The organism is Enterobacter cloacae complex sp. IR5459 (assembly GCF_049238005.1).
GTDB lineage: Bacteria > Pseudomonadota > Gammaproteobacteria > Enterobacterales > Enterobacteriaceae > Enterobacter > Enterobacter hormaechei_C.
The window spans coordinates 19,249-36,537 of sequence record NZ_JBMKIG010000004.1 but is presented as its reverse complement, the minus strand read 5'-3'; the positions used below and the strand labels follow the sequence as shown (position 1 = coordinate 36,537).

Annotated in this window: 19 protein-coding genes; 6 read left to right on the top strand and 13 right to left on the bottom strand. The window is 55.9% G+C overall.

All coding sequences use genetic code 11. The features are described 5' to 3' along the window. The first annotated feature begins 297 nt into the window (after positions 1-297). Positions 298-2,727 (top strand): glucose/quinate/shikimate family membrane-bound PQQ-dependent dehydrogenase, encoded by a 2,430-nt coding sequence (locus ACOTX4_RS09555; protein WP_003857512.1) that lies wholly within the window; start codon positions 298-300, stop codon positions 2,725-2,727. Positions 2,728-2,813: 86 nt separating this feature from the next. Here the strand turns inward: ACOTX4_RS09555 and pqqF are convergent, their stop codons facing one another. The 9 genes from pqqF to yajD form a co-directional block, all read right to left on the bottom strand. Next, the gene (gene pqqF, locus ACOTX4_RS09550) at positions 2,814-5,090 is read right to left on the bottom strand and encodes a pyrroloquinoline quinone biosynthesis protein PqqF (protein WP_063938298.1); all 2,277 of its coding nucleotides are present in this window, start codon (positions 5,088-5,090) and stop codon (positions 2,814-2,816) included. Between the two features lie 5 nt (positions 5,091-5,095). Next, positions 5,096-6,238: a pyrroloquinoline quinone biosynthesis protein PqqE gene (gene pqqE, locus ACOTX4_RS09545; RefSeq protein WP_023324563.1), complete on the bottom strand. Its 1,143-nt coding sequence runs from the start codon at positions 6,236-6,238 to the stop codon at positions 5,096-5,098. Then, a complete protein-coding gene (gene pqqD, locus ACOTX4_RS09540) occupies positions 6,225-6,503 on the bottom strand; it encodes a pyrroloquinoline quinone biosynthesis peptide chaperone PqqD (protein WP_022651047.1) in 279 nt (92 codons plus the stop codon). The genes pqqE and pqqD overlap by 14 nt, the downstream gene beginning before the upstream one ends. A 2-nt stretch (positions 6,504-6,505) precedes the next feature. Then, a complete protein-coding gene (gene pqqC, locus ACOTX4_RS09535; protein WP_063938300.1) occupies positions 6,506-7,261 on the bottom strand; it encodes a pyrroloquinoline-quinone synthase PqqC in 756 nt (251 codons plus the stop codon). A 2-nt stretch (positions 7,262-7,263) separates the two neighbouring features. Beyond that, entirely contained in the window at positions 7,264-8,181 is a 918-nt protein-coding gene (pqqB, locus tag ACOTX4_RS09530) for a pyrroloquinoline quinone biosynthesis protein PqqB (protein ID WP_003857504.1), read from the bottom strand. A gap of 55 nt (positions 8,182-8,236) precedes the next feature. Beyond that, the gene (pqqA, locus tag ACOTX4_RS09525; RefSeq protein WP_002905689.1) at positions 8,237-8,308 is read right to left on the bottom strand and encodes a pyrroloquinoline quinone precursor peptide PqqA; all 72 of its coding nucleotides are present in this window, start codon (positions 8,306-8,308) and stop codon (positions 8,237-8,239) included. Positions 8,309-8,446: 138 nt separating this feature from the next. Next, complete coding sequence (locus tag ACOTX4_RS09520) at positions 8,447-9,466, bottom strand: dipeptidase (protein WP_045332214.1); 1,020 nt, start codon at positions 9,464-9,466, stop codon at positions 8,447-8,449. A 104-nt stretch (positions 9,467-9,570) separates the two neighbouring features. Continuing rightward, positions 9,571-10,836, bottom strand: coding sequence for a Y-family DNA polymerase (locus ACOTX4_RS09515; protein ID WP_023314054.1), 1,266 nt, complete (start codon positions 10,834-10,836; stop codon positions 9,571-9,573). A 259-nt stretch (positions 10,837-11,095) separates the two neighbouring features. Further along, positions 11,096-11,443 (bottom strand): HNH nuclease YajD, encoded by a 348-nt coding sequence (gene yajD / locus ACOTX4_RS09510; protein WP_003857471.1) that lies wholly within the window; start codon positions 11,441-11,443, stop codon positions 11,096-11,098. Between the two features lie 207 nt (positions 11,444-11,650). On the opposite strand from yajD, the gene ACOTX4_RS09505 reads away from it, so the two are divergent. Together ACOTX4_RS09505 and ACOTX4_RS09500 are read left to right on the top strand one after the other, a co-directional pair. Then, positions 11,651-12,685 carry an LLM class flavin-dependent oxidoreductase gene (locus ACOTX4_RS09505; RefSeq protein WP_003857470.1) on the top strand — a complete coding sequence of 345 codons (1,035 nt, stop codon included), beginning with the start codon at positions 11,651-11,653 and terminating at the stop codon, positions 12,683-12,685. Next, a complete protein-coding gene (locus ACOTX4_RS09500; RefSeq protein WP_023314055.1) occupies positions 12,678-13,625 on the top strand; it encodes a zinc-dependent alcohol dehydrogenase family protein in 948 nt (315 codons plus the stop codon). Before ACOTX4_RS09505 ends, ACOTX4_RS09500 begins: the two co-directional genes overlap by 8 nt. Here the strand turns inward: ACOTX4_RS09500 and ACOTX4_RS09495 are convergent. Further along, positions 13,622-14,662, bottom strand: a complete 1,041-nt coding sequence (locus ACOTX4_RS09495) for an AI-2E family transporter (RefSeq protein WP_003857467.1) — start codon at positions 14,660-14,662, stop codon at positions 13,622-13,624. The genes ACOTX4_RS09500 and ACOTX4_RS09495 overlap by 4 nt on opposite strands. Positions 14,663-14,794: 132 nt before the next feature. Here ACOTX4_RS09495 and ACOTX4_RS09490 point away from each other — a divergent pair, with 132 nt between their 5' ends. The 3 genes from ACOTX4_RS09490 to mdtI all read left to right on the top strand — a co-directional run bounded on the left by ACOTX4_RS09490 (position 14,795) and on the right by mdtI (position 15,762). Continuing rightward, a complete protein-coding gene (locus tag ACOTX4_RS09490; protein WP_006808891.1) occupies positions 14,795-14,965 on the top strand; it encodes a hypothetical protein in 171 nt (56 codons plus the stop codon). 118 nt (positions 14,966-15,083) lie between these two features. After that, complete coding sequence (gene mdtJ / locus ACOTX4_RS09485) at positions 15,084-15,446, top strand: multidrug/spermidine efflux SMR transporter subunit MdtJ (protein WP_003857465.1); 363 nt, start codon at positions 15,084-15,086, stop codon at positions 15,444-15,446. Further along, complete coding sequence (gene mdtI / locus ACOTX4_RS09480) at positions 15,433-15,762, top strand: multidrug/spermidine efflux SMR transporter subunit MdtI (protein WP_003857463.1); 330 nt, start codon at positions 15,433-15,435, stop codon at positions 15,760-15,762. The genes mdtJ and mdtI overlap by 14 nt, the downstream gene beginning before the upstream one ends. A 5-nt stretch (positions 15,763-15,767) precedes the next feature. Here mdtI and ACOTX4_RS09475 read toward each other — a convergent pair whose 3' ends face one another. The 3 genes from ACOTX4_RS09475 to asr form a co-directional block, all read right to left on the bottom strand. Further along, complete coding sequence (locus ACOTX4_RS09475) at positions 15,768-16,589, bottom strand: trypsin-like serine peptidase (protein ID WP_003857461.1); 822 nt, start codon at positions 16,587-16,589, stop codon at positions 15,768-15,770. Between the two features lie 103 nt (positions 16,590-16,692). Further along, positions 16,693-16,776: a hypothetical protein gene (locus ACOTX4_RS09470; protein WP_057979992.1), complete on the bottom strand. Its 84-nt coding sequence runs from the start codon at positions 16,774-16,776 to the stop codon at positions 16,693-16,695. A gap of 92 nt (positions 16,777-16,868) precedes the next feature. Continuing rightward, positions 16,869-17,174: an acid resistance repetitive basic protein Asr gene (gene asr, locus ACOTX4_RS09465; RefSeq protein ID WP_003857459.1), complete on the bottom strand. Its 306-nt coding sequence runs from the start codon at positions 17,172-17,174 to the stop codon at positions 16,869-16,871. Between the last annotated feature and the right edge of the window lie 115 nt (positions 17,175-17,289).

The window sequence follows — 17,289 nt, the reverse complement described above, 5'->3', positions numbered from 1 at the left end:
AAAAATCTTACGTCACCTGGGCTGTCTTGTCGGCAAACCTGATATTCATCGCATAAGCCGGAACTTACTGGTCAAATATTCTGGTATTGGCGAATTACAGAGTGATATCCCATTTTTTTTATTTTGTTATGTTCCTGCACTTTAGTGAGTTTTCTTTTCTTCCGACAGAATACATTTTGTCTACATTATAATTTTAATTTATGATTCGCACACGAACAATTGATGTTACGCAGGGTTTTAGCATCGTGGCAGTCAATAAAACCCTGCTGTTATAAAGTAATCAGGAGATTCATTTTTATGTCAGACAATAATCCCCGCTCATCCGGCTGGTTAGGCCCGTGGTGCCTGCTGGTGGGTGTGATACTTCTTGTAACGGGGCTCTTTTTCGCTATCGGCGGTTTTAAACTGGTTTCCCTGGGGGGGAGTTGGTATTTTCTCATCGCCGGGGTTATCACTCTGCTCTCTGCGATTCAGTTCTTCCGCCGCAAGTCCTCTGCCGTGGGGCTGTTTGCCCTGGTGTTTCTTGGCACCCTGATTTGGGCATTTTTCGATGCCGGGCTCGACTTCTGGCCGCTGGTTTCCCGTTTAATGGTACCCGCCGGGCTGATGGTGCTGGCAGCTGCCACCTGGCCTGCATTGCGTAAACGTGAAGGAAAACCGTCCTGCGCAAAAGGGGCCCTGGGGGTCTGCGCGGTCCTTATTATCGCCATGGGCGTCACCTTTGTTCAGATGTTTCAACCCCATCCGACCGTGCCGTTTAGCGGTGAAAAACGTCCGCTGGTACCGGTAAAAGATGATGCGAAACAGCAGAACTGGGATCACTACGGTAATACGGCCGGCGGTAGTCGCTTTGTGGCGCTGGACCAGATAACCCGTGACAACGTGAAAAACCTGAAACCGGTCTGGACCTACCATACCGGTGACGTACCGGAAAGTCCGGACGGCAATGGCGCAGAAGATCAGCAAACGCCGCTACAGGTTGGCGATCGTGTCTTCCTCTGTACGCCGCATAACAACGTCATCGCCGTGGATGCCGATAGTGGGAAAGAGATCTGGAAAGCGGAAATCAACGCCAAATCTGCAATCTGGATGCGCTGCCGTGGCCTGGCATACTTTGATGCCACCAAACCGCTGGCACAGCCAACGGTAGCGGGCTCCACGCCGGTTCTGCCAGCGCAGGTCGCACCGGGCGCTGCATGCCAGCGCCGTATCCTGATGAATACTATTGACGGTAAGCTGATCGCGTTAGACGCCGATAACGGCAAATTCTGTCCGGACTTCGGTACTAACGGCAGCGTTAACCTGCATGAAGGGATGGGCGACGCGTCAGATCCCACCTATGTGCTGACGTCGGCCCCGACGCTGGCGGGTACGACGGTTGTCGTTGGTGGCCGCGTTGCGGATAACGTCAGCACCGATATGCCGGGAGGCGTTATACGTGGTTATGACGTGATCACCGGCCAGCTGCGCTGGGCGTTCGACCCGCGTAATCCGGATCCGAACTATGTTCTGAAGCCGGGCGAACACTACAAACGTAGCTCTGCAAACTCCTGGGCCCCTATGTCCTGGGATGCGTCGATGAATACCGTGTTTATCCCGATGGGGAGTTCCTCCGTCGACCTGTGGGGCGCTGACCGTATTCCGGAAGATCATAAATACGCCACCTCAATCCTCGCGCTGGATGCGACTACCGGGAAAGAGAAGTGGGTATACCAGACCGTGCATAACGACCTCTGGGATTTCGATATCCCGATGCAGCCGAGCCTGGTTGATTTCCCGACAAAAGAGGGCAACAAGCCCGCGGTGGTGGTGGGCACCAAAGCGGGGCAAATTTATGTTCTTGATCGCCTGACGGGTAAACCGCTCACTGAAGTGAAAGAGGTTCCGGTAAAACCAGCGGATATTCCACGTGAACAGTACCCGGCAACGCAGCCGCGCTCTGTGGGGATGCCGCAGATTGGCGCGGAAACCCTGAAAGAATCGGATATGTGGGGGGCGACGCCGTTTGACCAGCTGGCCTGTCGTATCAGCTTCAAATCAATGCGTTATGACGGTCTGTACACGATGCCGGGAACCGATATTTCCCTGAGCTTCCCGGGCTCGCTGGGGGGAATGAACTGGGGTAGTCTGTCCACGGATCCGAACAACCAGTACATCTTCGTCAACGACATGCGTCTGGGTCTGTGGGTCCAGCTGATTAAACAAGATCCGCAAAGCGCAGTGGCAAACACGGGCGGTGAAGCCGTGAACGCCGGTATGGGCGCTGTTCCGATGAAAGGAACGCCGTATTCGGTCAACAAAAACCGTTTCATGTCACCGCTGGGTATTCCGTGCCAGAAACCACCGTTTGGCTCTCTCTCTGCGATTGACCTGAAAACACAGAAAATCGTCTGGCAGGTGCCGGTCGGTACCGTTCAGGATACCGGTCCGTTTGGGGTAAAAATGCGTATGCAGATGCCTGTCGGTATGCCGACGCTGGGCGGTACGCTGGCCACGCAGGGCGGTCTGGTCTTCATTGCGGGAACCCAGGATTACTACCTGCGCGCCTTTGATTCCTCTACGGGGGAAGAAGTGTGGAAAGCGCGTCTCCCGGTGGGTAGCCAGGGCGGACCTATCAGCTATGTATCACCGAAAACCGGCAAACAGTACATTCTGATCTCTGCCGGCGGTGCACGCCAGTCGCCGGATCGTGGTGACTACGTGATTGCCTACGCGCTGGATAAATAACAGCGAAATAAGCAGCCTGGCCCCGTCGTAGTACGGGGCTTTTTTTTGACTAAAAACCACGCACAGGAAGAAAGCTGCGGTTCCGGTCAGCCCGTGAAAAGCACCCGCCAGCGTCGGCGACGGCGAGTCATCTCGCGCCATAGCGCGACTATCTCGTCAGGTTGCAGGGCATCAATAGCCTGCGGCGTTAACACCGGCAAACCATAGCGCTGGCGCAGGGCGGCCACTGCCGTGGCGCTGGCATCCATCGGTGAGCGGATCTGCGTCGCCAGCTGCTGTCGCAATAGGCTGAACTCGGATTCATCGCACAGCGTCAGCTCTCGCAAAAATCGTTTGCAGCAACCCAACAGGTTCACGGGAGAACGATCAGGCGACTGTAACGCCAGCAGCAGGCCATCGCGATCGGCAATACGCTGATAACGACAGCTGACCACGTAGCCAATCTGCTGTTCCACGCGCAGGCGCTGGAAAAATCGCGGTTCGCAGCATAACGCCAGCAGCCGCAGCGCGGCGAGCGACGCACCCGGCGGCAGGGGAATAAACACCAGCAGCGCCGAATCCTCGCTGGCGTGCGGAATGTGTTCGACCCCGCCGGGACAATCGCTTAACGGCAACGGCTTAGCGTTAACCGGCGCCCGGAGCAGGCCAAGCTGCCGGGCTAACCCGTGCGCGTGTCCGGCGCTGCCGCCAGCTAACGCCGCCAGCCAGCCATTCCGTGACGGTTCCGATGCCAGTCGTTCAGGCAATTGCTTAAGCAACTGACGGATCGCAATGCCATCTGGCGCAGGCGTAATAGCCGGTGTGGGGCGGGAGAGGCGATCGATTATCGCCCCGATGATGGGTTCCGCCATCACCACGGCGTCAGGAAGCCGCAGGGTTAGCTGCCAGCTACCGTCAACCGTTTGCCACTCGCCGCTGCCGCCGATATGGCGCATTTCAGCCAGAAGAGGGCGTAATTGTTTGCCGATCGCCACCCCCTGTGACTCGCTTACGCGCGAATAAAAAGGCTTGCGGAGGATCAACGTCGGCGGTTGTGCCTGCGCCGGTAAATGCAGCAGCGGAACGGCTTCTGGCGTCAGGGCTGGGGCAGAATATTGGGCAGCCTGCGGGTAGAAGGAAAACGCGATGGGGCTCTCATCCGCAACCGGCTGGCGACGCCAGTGGCTAAGCGGCAGGGCAAATCCCTGGCTGGAAATTGTCCCGGCGGCTTCCATTTTTTTGCAGGCCAGATATGAGGTGGGCGCCGCCAGTAAGTCGGCACAGAAGGCGGAAAAATCAACCGGCGCCGCGCCGGGCGCAAAACCAAACGCCCGCTGGCGAAGCTGGTCAAGGGCCGACAGGGCGCTAAAGCGCTGCTGTGCCAGCCGATAATAATGCCGCTGTTGCTCTTGCGTCGTTTGCTGTAGGGCCCGCAGCCAGCGCGTGATTTGCGCGTCTATGGCCTCGGGCCGTTCGCCGTCAAGCGTTAGCGCCAGCCAGCCGTAATCGTCATCCTGATAAAGCCAGTCCAGCGATACCTCTTCTGCCAGCCCGCGCGCCCGCAGCCCGTCAATCAGGCTTCCGGGGGCCTCATCCAGCAAAAATTCCCGAAGCAAGGTGACGTTGTCACTTTTTCGGATCAACGGACAGCGCCACAGCGCGGGTCGCTCCGTCACTGCCAGCTGATAATATGCTTCAGCGCTAAGGCGTAACGGGGGGGCGGCTTCAGGCACGCCACCTGAAGCAAAACCTGTCGAAAACGTATGGGCAAGCTCGGCTAACGCATCCAGCGTTTGCGGTCCCTGTAGCCACAATTGCAGGTGTCCGGCCACATAATAGCGGCGATGAAAGTCGCGCAACGCGGCGTGCAGCGATCCCGTGTCTTGCCCCAGAGAATCATGGCTACCCACCTGAAAACGGCGAAAAACCTCCGGTTGTTCCATCGCGTGGCGCGCCGCGGCTTCGCGCCGGGCGGCATCATGCTGCTGGATAAGCCGGTTTTCCGCATCAATGACCGCCACTTCGCGCTGGATGTCCTGCCGGGAAAGCAGCGGCGCCTGCAACATATCCCGCAGTCGCGCGACGCCGTCGGACAGGTTATCGGCGGCAACGTCGAAGAAAAAAGCGCTGTGGCGAGCCAGCGTGGTGGCATTGACGTTGCCGCCCTGGCGCTGGACCCAGGCCATGAGTCGATCATCGCCCTGATAGCGCTGGCTACCGCGGAACAGCAGGTGCTCAAGCAAATGCGCGAGACCGGCGAATCGCGGTGGCTCGTGATGGCTTCCGGCACTCACGCGCGCCAGCGCCGCCGCGCGTGTCGCCTGCGGCTGATGCACCAGCGTTGCGCGTAAACCGCCTGCCAGTTCCACGATGCGGATGGTCATTATCGTTACAGTTCCCGGGTTTTATAGATAAGCTGAGAACGGGTTCGGTTGCGAAACTGAAGCTGACCGATCTTCATATCACTACAGGCTGCTTCGCGTCGCGCCTCGAGGATTTTATGATGATGCGGCGATTTGCTGCACACCGGATCGGCGTTATCCGCATTCCCGGTGAGCATAAAGGCCTGGCAGCGGCAGCCGCCGAAGTCTTTCTCTTTTTCATCGCAGGAGCGGCACGGCTCCGGCATCCAGTCAAATCCGCGATAGCGGTTGAAGCCGAAAGAGTCATACCAGATGGATTCCAGGCTCTGCTCAAGCACCGAGGGGAATTCCACCGGCAGCTGGCGCGCGCTGTGGCAGGGCAGCGCCGTGCCTTCCGGGGTCACGCTGAGGAAAATCGACCCCCAGCCGCCCATGCAGCCTTTGGGCCGCTCCTCGTAATAATCGGGAGTGACAAACAGCAGGTTGGTCAGATTGCCGCTGGCGGCCATTTTTTGCCGATATTCGGCAACCACGCGTTCCGCGTGGGCAATCTGTTCCCGCGTCGGCAGAAGCCCCTGACGATTAAGGAACGCCCAACCGTAGAACTGGCAGGTGGCAAGTTCGACGTCGTCGGCGTCCAGCTCGATGCACAGTTCGATGATTTTATCGATCTGATCGATATTATGCCGGTGCAGGACGAAATTCAGCACCATCGGGTAATCGCGCGCTTTAACCGCTTTGGCCATCGCCAGCTTCTGCTGGAAGGCTTTTTTATTCCCCGCCAGCGCAGCGTTGAGCACTTCATCGCTGGCCTGGAAGCTAATCTGGATATGGTCCAGACCGGCCTCGCTGAATGCGTCGAGCTTGCTTTCCGTCAGGCCAATTCCCGAGGTGATCAGGTTGGTATAAAAACCGAGATCGCGGGCGGCGCGGATCAGCTCCGGCAGATCTTTACGCGTCAACGGTTCGCCGCCGGAAAAACCTATCTGCACGCTGCCCATCGCCCGCGCCTGGCGGAAAACCTCAATCCACTGTTCGGTGGTCAGCTCCTGATCCTGCCGGGCGAAGTCCAGCGGGTTAGAGCAGTAAGGACACTGTAGCGGACAGCGATAGGTCAGCTCCGCCAGCAGCCACAGCGGTGGATTGACGGCAGGTTTATTCTGGCTCACGGAAAATAACCCACTTCTGTTGATAAGCGATTTGCAGGAATTCTACGACGTCGTCATCCACGCCGCCGGCTTCCGGGAACCGTTCGTTGAGTATGGCAATGATGGCCGCCGCGTCGCGTTGGCCATCGACCAGTTCGAGGATCGCGGCGGCGGTCTCATTGAGTTTAGCCATGCCTTCCGGATAGAGGATGACATGGCTGTCCTGAGCGGCTTCCCATTGCAGGCGATAGCCGCGACGAAAGGCGACGATGGAGTTTTTTTGCATGCTTATACCAGTCGGGTTGTGTGCCAGGCCGCTTTGTCGGTGACCGTGTGATAAGGCGGACGCTGTAGCGCGTAGGCCATGGTCATCGCGTCGAGCATCGACCACAGGATATCGAGTTTGAACTGAAGGATCTCCAACATCCGATTCTGCTTTTCCGCGCTATCGCAATAACGCTTCGCCAGCTCCAGACCATGTTCAACGTCGCGGCTGGCCTGGCTGAGGCGGCTGCGGAAATAAAAATAGCCTTCCTCTTTGATCCACGGGTAGTGCTGTGGCCAGCTGTCGAGACGCGACTGATGGATTTGCGGGGCGAACAGTTCGGTGAGCGAACTGCATGCAGCCTCCTGCCAGTTGGCGCGGCGGGCGAAGTTAACGTAAGCGTCGACGGCGAAACGGACGCCGGGCAGCACGTGGCGTTCGCTGATTAAGTCCTCGCGGCTGAGCCCCACGGCTTCGCCCAGCTGTAGCCAGGCTTCGATACCGCCGTCATGACCGTTGCTGCCGTCGTGATCGAGGATCCGCTGCACCCATTTGCGACGCGTGTGCGGATCCTGGCAGTTCGCCATAATTGCCGCGTCTTTCAGTGGGATCGTCGTCTGGTAGTAAAACCGGTTCGCCACCCAGCCCTGGATCTGCTCGCGGCTGGCCTCGCCGTTATGCATCGCGATATGGTACGGATGGTGAATATGATAGTAGGCGCCTTTCGCCCGAAGGGCGTGCTCAAACTCTTGCGGCGAGAGCGTTTCGCGAATGTGCATAGTTAGTCCTGAAGCGTGATGTTCATCCCGTCCCAGCTCACTTCTATTCCCTGCTGCGCGAGGGCGTGACGCTGCGGCGACTGCTCGTTAAGGATCGGGTTGGTGTTATTAATGTGGATCAGAATCTTGCGCTTTGCCGGCAGCGAGGCCAGCAGCGCCATCATGCCGTGTTCATCGCCGAGCGCCAGATGGCCCATGTCGCGGCCGGTATTGCGCCCGACGCCGGTGGCCTGGAGTTCATCGTCCTGCCAGACGGTGCCGTCAATCAGCAGACAGTCCGCTTTTTTAAGCCACGGCAGGATGGCGTCATCGGGTTCACCGAGACCCGGTGCGTAGAACAGCGTCTGACCGTTGCGGCGGTTTTCGATAAACAGCGCCACGTTATGCCCCGGCAGCGGGCGGTCGCGCCACGGCGAATAGGGCGGCGCGTTACTGGCGATGGGGACAGCGGTAAACTGCAAATCAGGGCAGGCTTCCACGCTAAAGGCGGTGAGCGGCGCGATCGGGTGATGAATCAGGCCGCCGTTCCAGTGCCGGAGCATGGTAAAAATCGGGAATCCGCTGGAAAGATCTTCATGCACCTCCGGCGTACACCATACCTGATGCGGGCACCCCTCGCGCAGGCTGAGCAGCCCGGTGGTGTGGTCAATCTGGCTATCGGTGAGAATAATGCCGCCAATATGCGTGCCGCGCAGAACCTCTTTCTTATTCAGTTCTGGCGTATGGGCAATCTGCTGGCTGATATCGGGGGAGGCGTTACACAGCACCCACTCTTTGCCGTTATCGCTGACGATGATCGACGACTGGGTGCGAGGGGTCGCCTGAAGGGTACCGTCGCGCAAACCCTGACAGTTGGCGCAGTTACAGTTCCACTGGGGGAAACCACCGCCAGCGGCGGAACCGAGGACTTTAATAAACATGAAGATGGGCCAGGTAGTCAAACAAAAATGCCCGCACGGATGGCGGGCAGAGCGATTAGCGGTTGGAAATGTACAGGGTCACTTCCAGGCCAAGACGTAAATCAATAAAAGCAGGTTTCTTCCACATCGTTTTTTCCTCTTTAAAAATGCAGCACCAACGCCATTGTTTGTGCCAGTTTTGTGATGGTCATCAAATAATGCGTCACAGGAGGGCAAAGCTCAACCCGAAAGATGTAAGGAATTAACTTAATGTTTACAACGTAACCTATTGTTGCCAAACATTTTGCAATACCTTTTGCCAGTTACCCCACAGCAGCTTATTCAGCACAAATTGATCATAGCCGCTGTCACGCAACGCGCTGATTAGCCGCGGTAAACCACTCACATCGTGTAAGTCATCAGGCAACGTAATGCCGTCAAAATCGGACCCCAGCGCGACATGATCGTCACCCATGATGTTAATAAGATAGTCGATATGGCGAACAATCGTACTCAGCGGGGTATCGCTATCGCGTTTACCGTCGGCGCGCAGAAACGCGTTGCCGAAATTGACGCCAGCCACGCCGCCGCTGTCGCGGATAGCCAGCAGCTGCCGATCGGTCAGATTGCGCGGTTGCGGGCACAGCGTATGGGCGTTGGAGTGGGTGGCGACCAGCGGTGATGAGGAATGACGAGCGGTATCCCAGAACGCCTTTTCATTCATATGCGAAACGTCAATCAGCATGTTCAGGGCGTTAGCGTGCTTAATGAGGGCGATACCCTCTGCGGTAAGCCCTGGGCCGCTGTCCGGGCTGCCGGGAAACGCCCCGTTAACGCCGGTGCCAAAACGGTTAGCAATGTTCCAGAAAGGCCCAATGCTACGCACCCCGGCGGCATAGAAAGCCTGTAGATCGCCTCCCTCGCCGTCAAAACCGCCCGCGCCCTCAATATGCGCTACCATCGCCAGCACCTTATCCTGACGGCAGCGTTCGATATCCGCCGCGCTCAGGCACAATCGCGCCCGGCCGTCGGAGTGGGCGACAAGCTGCTTAAGGATCGTCAGCTGCTGCCAGAGAATGTCGACCGGCTGCCACGGCTCGCAGGCGTATTGTGGCGCCATGCGGGCGATATACTCCTGCGGCGGCACGAACAGCGCGAACAGCCCGCCGGAAAATCCGCCTTGCTGCATGCGCGGATAATCGAGGTGTCCGTTTTCAATGCCGGAGAAGAAGGCCGTTACCGGATCCTGGCGATGGTGAAGCCATAAATTAAGCAACAGGTCATTGTGACCATCAAAAACCGCCATAGCGCATCCCACTGTCTTTTATTGCTGTGAAAGTTGCCTGGCACGATAACCGATTTGTCCGGTCCGGCAAGGAGAAATTTACAACTTAGCAGCAATTGTTAATATCACTTAACAGTGAGGAGATCCGCAAAGCGGGTTGTGTAGCGGGGTGAAAGCATTTCCCGTTTCATCTGCCACGGCTGCTGAATACCCTGTCCCGCGAAGTAAAGCGTGCCACGGCCATTTTCAGCATTCAGATGGTCTAATACATCCATTAACTTTTGGCTGTTTTTCCTGGGTGCGTTGTCGTCAAACAGATTAAGTTGCGCGACGCCCTGGCTATAAAAATCTCCCAGCATCACGCCGGCTTTCTGGTACCGATGGCCGTTCTTCCAGACCGCATCCAGACAACGAACTGATGCGCCGATAATATCCCGGCTATCCTGGGTTGGGGTAAGCAGTTTTACCGACGCGCTATTGCCATAATATGACTCGTTAAGCGCGAAGGGCGAGGTTTTAACAAATACGGAGATAAAGCGGCAATGCTGATGCTCATTGCGAAGTTTTTCTGCTGCCCGGGCGGCATAACTACAGATGGCCTGGCGTACATCGTCATATTCGGTGATGCGTTCGCCAAACGAGCGCGAACAGACGATTTCTTGCTTTACCGGGGCAAACTCTTCCAGTTCAAGACACGGTTCGCCCCGTAATTCACGCACCGTTCTCTCCAGCACGACATTGAAATGTTTTCTTATGAACCGGATATCGGTGTCTGCCAGTTGCAGGACGGTCTTAATCCCCATCATCTCAAGCTTCTTCGCTATGCGACGTCCTACCCCCCAAACGTCTTCGACGGGTAGCGCCGCCATCAGCTTTCTCTGACGATCCACATTGGATAAATCAACAACGCCTCCCGTCTGGCGCTGCCAGCGTTTTGCCGCGTGATTTGCCAGTTTCGCCAGCGTCTTTGTGGGTGCGATGCCCACCCCGACGGTCAGATGGGTGCGTTGCAGTACGGTCGCTCTCATTTCATGCCCAAAATCGGAAAGATCGCGACAATTACGTACCCCGGTAAGATCGCAAAAGATCTCATCAATGGAGTATATTTCGCTACGAGGCGACATCTCTTCAAGCGTGTTCATTACCCGGTTGGACATATCCGCGTAAAGTTCATAATTACTGCTGAAACAAACCACGCCATGATGCCTGAAGCGATCTTTCTGTTTGAAGTACGGTTCACCCATTTTCACAAAGGGTTTGGCTTCAGCGGAGCGAGAGATGACGCACCCATCGTTATTGGACAACACGACCACCGGTCGTCCCTTCAGGTCCGGGCGAAAAACCGTTTCACAGGAAGCATAGAAAGCGTTCACATCACACAGTGCAAACATGGTCAGCTCGCTCTGGTATCGCCAGGTGGGGTGAAAAACTGCATTATGATCACCGTTAATAAATACTGTATTTATATACAGTATTGTATATTGATAGCAAAGATCAAGGGGGAACGAGGAGTGACGTCGTACGGGTGCAGGAGGGCGAGGGTTATGTCCAGAATGGCGGCGAGGCAAATCTGGCGGAAAGGGTATTTAATGAAATGTTTAAGGAATATAAGTGCCCATACGGCAGGTATGGGCAGTGAAGCCGTCGATATTACTTCTTCTTGTCCATCATCGCCTTGAGATCGGCAAAGGGGTTAAACGTGGCGACACCCACGTCTTTTTGCGCATCCTCACCCGCGACAACGGTGGTGCCATACTGATCCGCTTCGGTGTACTTTGAGTGTTCGTGATCGTGACAAAACAGGCACAACAGCTCCCAGTTACTGCCATCTTCCGGGTTATTGGTGTGATCGTGGTCGATATGGTGAACCGTGAGTTCACGAAGATTTGAATAAACAAACTCACGCGAGCAGCGTCCACAAACCCAGGGGTAGATTTTTAGCGCTTTTTCACGGTAGCCGCTTTCCAGCCGTGCGTAGTTTTTGGGGATCAGAGCCATTGCTGATGTTACCTGTTAAAAAGAGAATAGTTCACACTATATCCCATTATGAGATGTCAGGAGAATGCCTCCTCTGCGGGAAGGCAGCCTGCGATTTGCGTATTTCTGTCAGTTTATTTGAAGCATTCCGTTAAATAATCACCATTTATTCTCATTCGTTAATGCGTAGAGTAGGGATAACGCAATGCTTTATCAGGATACTCCACTATGAAAAAGATTGGATTTTTGTCGTTTGGTCACTGGACGCCGTCACCCCAGTCCGGCACGCGAACCGCGGCTGACACGCTGCTACAGTCCATCGATCTGGCGGTCGCAGCCGAAGAGCTGGGCGCGGACGGGGCTTATTTCCGTGTGCACCACTTTGCCCGCCAGCTCAGTTCGCCATTCCCCTTGCTGGCGGCAATAGGCGCGAAAACCAAACGTATCGAAATCGGGACGGGCGTGATCGACATGCGGTATGAAAATCCGCTGTATATGGCGGAAGATGCTGGCGCGGCAGATCTCATCTCCGGCGGGCGATTACAGCTTGGTATCAGCCGGGGTTCCCCGGAGCAGGTGATTGATGGCTGGCGTTATTTTGGTTACGTGCCGCAGGAAGGGGAAACCGAATCTGATATGGCGCGCCGCCACACTGAGGTACTGCTTGATGTATTACGCGGTGAAGGGTTTGCGAAGCCTAACCCACAGCCGATGTTCCCAAACCCGCCGGGATTGTTGCGTCTGGAGCCGCATTCAGAAGGCTTACGCGATCGTATCTGGTGGGGGGCTGGCTCTAATGCAACGGCAGTATGGGCGGCAAAACTGGGGATGAACCTGCAAAGCTCAACGCTGAAAGATGATGAAACCGGCGAGCCGTTCCATATTCAGCAGGCAAAACAGATCCGTGCCTACCGACAGGCCTGGGCTGAGGCAGGGCATACCCGTCAGCCACGCGTTTCGGTCAGCCGCAGTATTTTTGCCCTGATGGACGAACGCGACCGGATGTATTTCGGTTCAAGCCGCAATGAGAGCGACAGCGTGGGCTATCTGGATGAGAAAACGCGGGCCATTTTCGGACGCAGCTATGCCGCAGAGCCAGACAAGCTGATTGAACAGTTGAAAAAGGATGAAGCGATCGCGGAAGCGGATACGCTGTTGCTTACCGTGCCGAATCAGCTGGGCGTGGAATACAACGCACATGTGATCGAGTCCATCCTGAAACATGTCGCACCGGAAATGGGGTGGCGCGATCGCAATGCGTAATCTGGCCCTCTGGTATCGCCGGTTTGGTGAGCCTGAATCGGTACTGCAAGCGGAAACCACACCATTGTCCCCGCGACAGCCGGGAGAGATACGTGTGCGCATGCTTTTTTCTCCGGTGAACGCCTCCGATCTCATTCCCATCACCGGGGCATATCGCCATCGCACGTCGCTGCCTGCGATAGCCGGTTATGAAGGGGTCGGAATAGTGACCGAAACGCCCGCCGCTTATCCGGCGCTGCTGGGCAAGCGGGTCCTGCCGTTACGGGGGCAGGGAACCTGGCAGCGCTATGTCGACTGCCCGGCGGCGTATGCGGTTCCCGTCCCGGACGACGTCGACTCGCTACTTGCCGCGCGGGCGTATATCAACCCGCTTGCCGCACAGATGATGCTGGACCGCTATCCTCCGGTCAGGAAAACGGTGCTGCTAACCGCTGCCGGTTCTGACTGCGCCGTTCTGCTCGGGCAATGGGCACGCCAGGCGGGTGCAGAGGCGGTTTACGGGATCCATCGCTCGCCCGTGCACGCTCAACGTCTGGCTGAAAAGGGGATCGTCCCGATTGCGCAACACGATATGGCCGCCGTCAACGCTGCCGCCGCGCGCGCAGACGTGGTGTACGACGCCACGGGCGGCAGCCTGGCGGAGACGATCCTGAGCGTGATGCCCGAAACCGGCACCTTTGTCTGCTACGGGCTGCTCTCCGGGCAGACCTTCCGGCAGCAGCGGCCGTTGCCGCGCGTGGCGTGGTTTCACATTCGTAACTATCTGGACGCGCTGAGCGCTGAGGCGTGGCAGGCGGAGTTTCGGCGCATCTGGCCTAAACTGCGCGCCAGTCAGTGCAGCGATGTCACCCTCTACCCGCTGTCGGAATGGCAGCGGGCAGTAGGCAACTATCGCGAAGCGGGAAGAACGGGCAAGCCCATGCTGTCGATGGACAATTAATCGGCCTTATGGCTCATGTCGCTCAGCAGTACAGCGATACTTTGTCCACCGGCGGTCTGCTCGAGGCCAATTTTGACAATAATTGTCAGCGGAACGGAGAGCAGCATGCCGACAGGCCCGAGCAGCCAGCCCCAGAAAATCAGGGACAGGAACACTACAAGGGTTGAAAGCCCCAGCCCGCGTCCCATTATCCGTGGTTCAAGAATGTTCCCGAAGACAAGGTTAATCACCAGATAGCCTGCCAGCAGAATCAGGGCATCATACAAACCGCTGAAAACCAGCACCTGAAGGATAGGGGGGATCGCCGCCAGCACGGAGCCGATGTTAGGAATATAGTTGAGCGCAAAGGCCAGCAGCCCCCAGACGAAGGCAAAACGCACATCCAGCGCGGCGAGCATCCCCCAGACCACTAATCCCGTCACCAGGCTGATGGCCGTTTTCAGCACCAGATAGCGTGAAACGCTGTCGAGCGCGCGCTGAATGGCGCCCATTCCCTCTACCGGACGCACCATGATGTGCTGGAGCTTTGCAGGCAGCTGTGGAACTTCCAGCAGCATAAACACAACCGTCAGGAACAGCAGGAAAATTGAGGTCATGGCGTTGGAGAGTTGTGCCAGCAGGCTGGTGACAATCGTCATGGCGGCATTCGGATCGATGTATTTAAGCAGTTCCTCAACCGAGACTTCGATACCCGCGCGTTGCAGCCAAGGTTCAATTTGCAGCAGCGGGGTCGCCAGGGAAGAGCGGTATGTCGGTAGCGTCCGCGCCAGCTCGTTCAGGGAGGTTCCCAGATAGGCGACTAACAGCACCATCGCAACGATAATAATACTGATAAGCAGGCTTATCGCCAGCACACGCGGGATGCGCAGACGCACCATTCGCTGCACCAGTGGATTGAGGATCACCGCGATAAAAAGCGCCAGGATAAAAGGCACGATGATATCGGCCGCAAAACGAACGCCGGTCAGAATGATCACCAGCATGCCCAGCATGATGACGATCTTAAGCCCGTTGAGGGTGATAATAGGTTTGGCCATGGACTTTCCTGAACAGTTTTTTATTTATAATAGAGGGGAAAGCGGATTAAAAAAACTAACCAAAATCAAACAGACTGGGTAAAGAAATGAAAAGGCTTTGAGTAAATTCCTGGCTTATGATACAAATCAGGCGTGTTCAACTACCGAGGACAATTTTCATCCGCAAAGACGAGAAGCAACACCGCGGATAATTGTAATTTTATGGACAATTTGTTCAGGACGTATTTTTCAAACAACTCTGCTCTGTTTTCAACCTCCCTCTGCCTGCTTTCTGGTGAGCAACACTGGCGTTCCGCCCTATAGTCACGTCTTCTGCCTGAGCTGGCGCTATGCGCTTAGCTAACTGATTTAATTCCCAATTTTTTGGTTTGCTGTCCGCAGTGAGCCTCGATGGATTATATTCTTAAGCAGGAGAAAAAACATGTTTTACTGGATTTTATTAGCTCTGGCGATCGTCGCTGAAATTACCGGCACCTTGTCGATGAAATGGGCGAGCGTGAGTGATGGCAGCACCGGTTTTATTTTGATGCTGGTCATGATTACGCTTTCCTATATTTTCCTCTCTTTCGCGGTTAAAAAAATCGCGCTGGGCGTGGCATACGCATTGTGGGAAGGTGTTGGTATTTTATTGATTACGCTGTTTAGCGTCATGTTATTTGATGAAACCCTGACGACAATGAAAATTGCCGGGCTGACGACCCTGGTCGCGGGTATCGTGCTGATTAAATCGGGTACACGCAAACCGGCAAAACAGCAGAAGGAGCAGACCCATGCAGCAGTTTGAATGGATCCACGCGGCCTGGCTGGCTTTCGCCATCGTTCTGGAAATTATTGCGAACGTCTTTCTGAAGTTCTCCGACGGTTTTCGTCGCAAAGCCTACGGCCTGTTATCGATTGCCGCGGTTCTGGGGGCGTTTAGCGCCCTGTCGCAGGCGGTGAAAGGCATCGATCTGTCCGTGGCCTATGCGCTGTGGGGTGGCTTCGGTATTGCCGCCACCCTGGCGGCAGGCTGGATTATGTTCGGGCAGCGTTTAAACAATAAAGGCTGGATAGGGCTGGTATTACTGCTCGCCGGCATGATCATGATTAAACTGGCCTGAGTGACCTACTGCTGCGCCAGGGCTTCCAGCCGGTCGCGAAAACCGGTCACCGACAACGCCCGGTTATCGGCGCGCCAGCGGTCTTTCGCCGCTGGCGCAGAACTTTGAACGCCAATCAGCTGCCAGCCGTTATCGGTTTTTAACATCAGCGGCGATCCGCTATCACCCGGTAGCGTATCGCACTGATGCGACAGCACGCTGTTTTGCGCCCAACCCGTCACCACGCAGTCCGTATGGGTGTACAGCGAATCGAGGTGATCAACAGGGTAGCCTGACTGCGTTACTTTTCGATCGGCGGCTTTCAGGGCGGCGGTGAGCGCGGCTTTATCGCCATCAAAGAGCGGCAGCGGGGTGATCCCGGACGGCGGATAACGTAAAACGATCAGCCCGAAATCCCAGGAGGCCGCCCCGGGCGGCACAATCCAGCCATCACCATCCGGTTTCAGGCGTTTGCCAAGCGACGGATCCACCCGCCCCTCAATACCGTGAATTTCGTAGCGCCATATTCCTTTTTGCGACACAAAGCGCAGGGCGATCGCTTTATCCGGTTTGCCTTCAGGCGGCATTAACAGGCAATGACCCGCCGTCAGCGCAAGGCGTGGCGTAATGAGGGTTGCAGTACATAAATTGCCGCTGGCGGTTTCCAGTTGCCCGATGGCATCCCAGGGCGATTCGGTAGGATCGGTGACACGCGTACGATCGTCATGACCAAAAAACAGCGTCTTTACCTCTTTGGCGCTAATGGCGTCATCGTCGCCATCATCCGCATGTGAAAAGCCAGCAAAAAGGCTAAACGTTCCCAGTAACAACACAACAGATTTACGCATATCACACTCTGGTGGGGGGTAATTATGATTATTAAAAGTGATCCCTATAAAAATACTATAGACGCGACGGCGAGAAAGTGGGAGTAAAATCAGCGTGCTACATTCAGGAAAGATAAAAGTGGCTGGCGATGAGCGCGCATAAAATTAGCAGGATAAGAATGAACTCAAACCGATAGCGCCGCAGCATACGCCCTCCGGATAAAAAAACGGCGCTGACCGCAAACCCGTTCAGCGCCGGTTTACCAACGTGCCCCGAAGGGCACGGTTAAGCTTGTACTCTTACGCTGCTGGCTGTGCAGCAGGTTTAGCCGCTTCGTGTTTTGCTGCTTTTTTGTGATGCTTTTTAGCCGCCTGTGCTTTCTGCTCTACCGCTGGTTTTGCCGCTTTTTTGTGGTGCTTTTTAGCGGCCTGCGCTTTCTGTTCTGCCGCTGGTTTAGCCGCTTTGTGATGTTTTTTATGGTGAACCGTTTTGGCCGGAGCAGCGGTGGAAGCCGCAGGCGCTGCGGTGGCGGTAGTTTCAGCCGCGAATGCAGCGGAAGACAGACCCATAGCAGCGGCAACAACCAGAGCTAATACTTTTTTCATTTTCATACCCTCGAATTTGGTTTTTCATTTAACCCCACTGCGGGGCCGTTGAAATAACTATATCCCTGTAAATTCGGGGTTTCCGTGAGTGATTGGTATCGGCGTGTAACCGTAT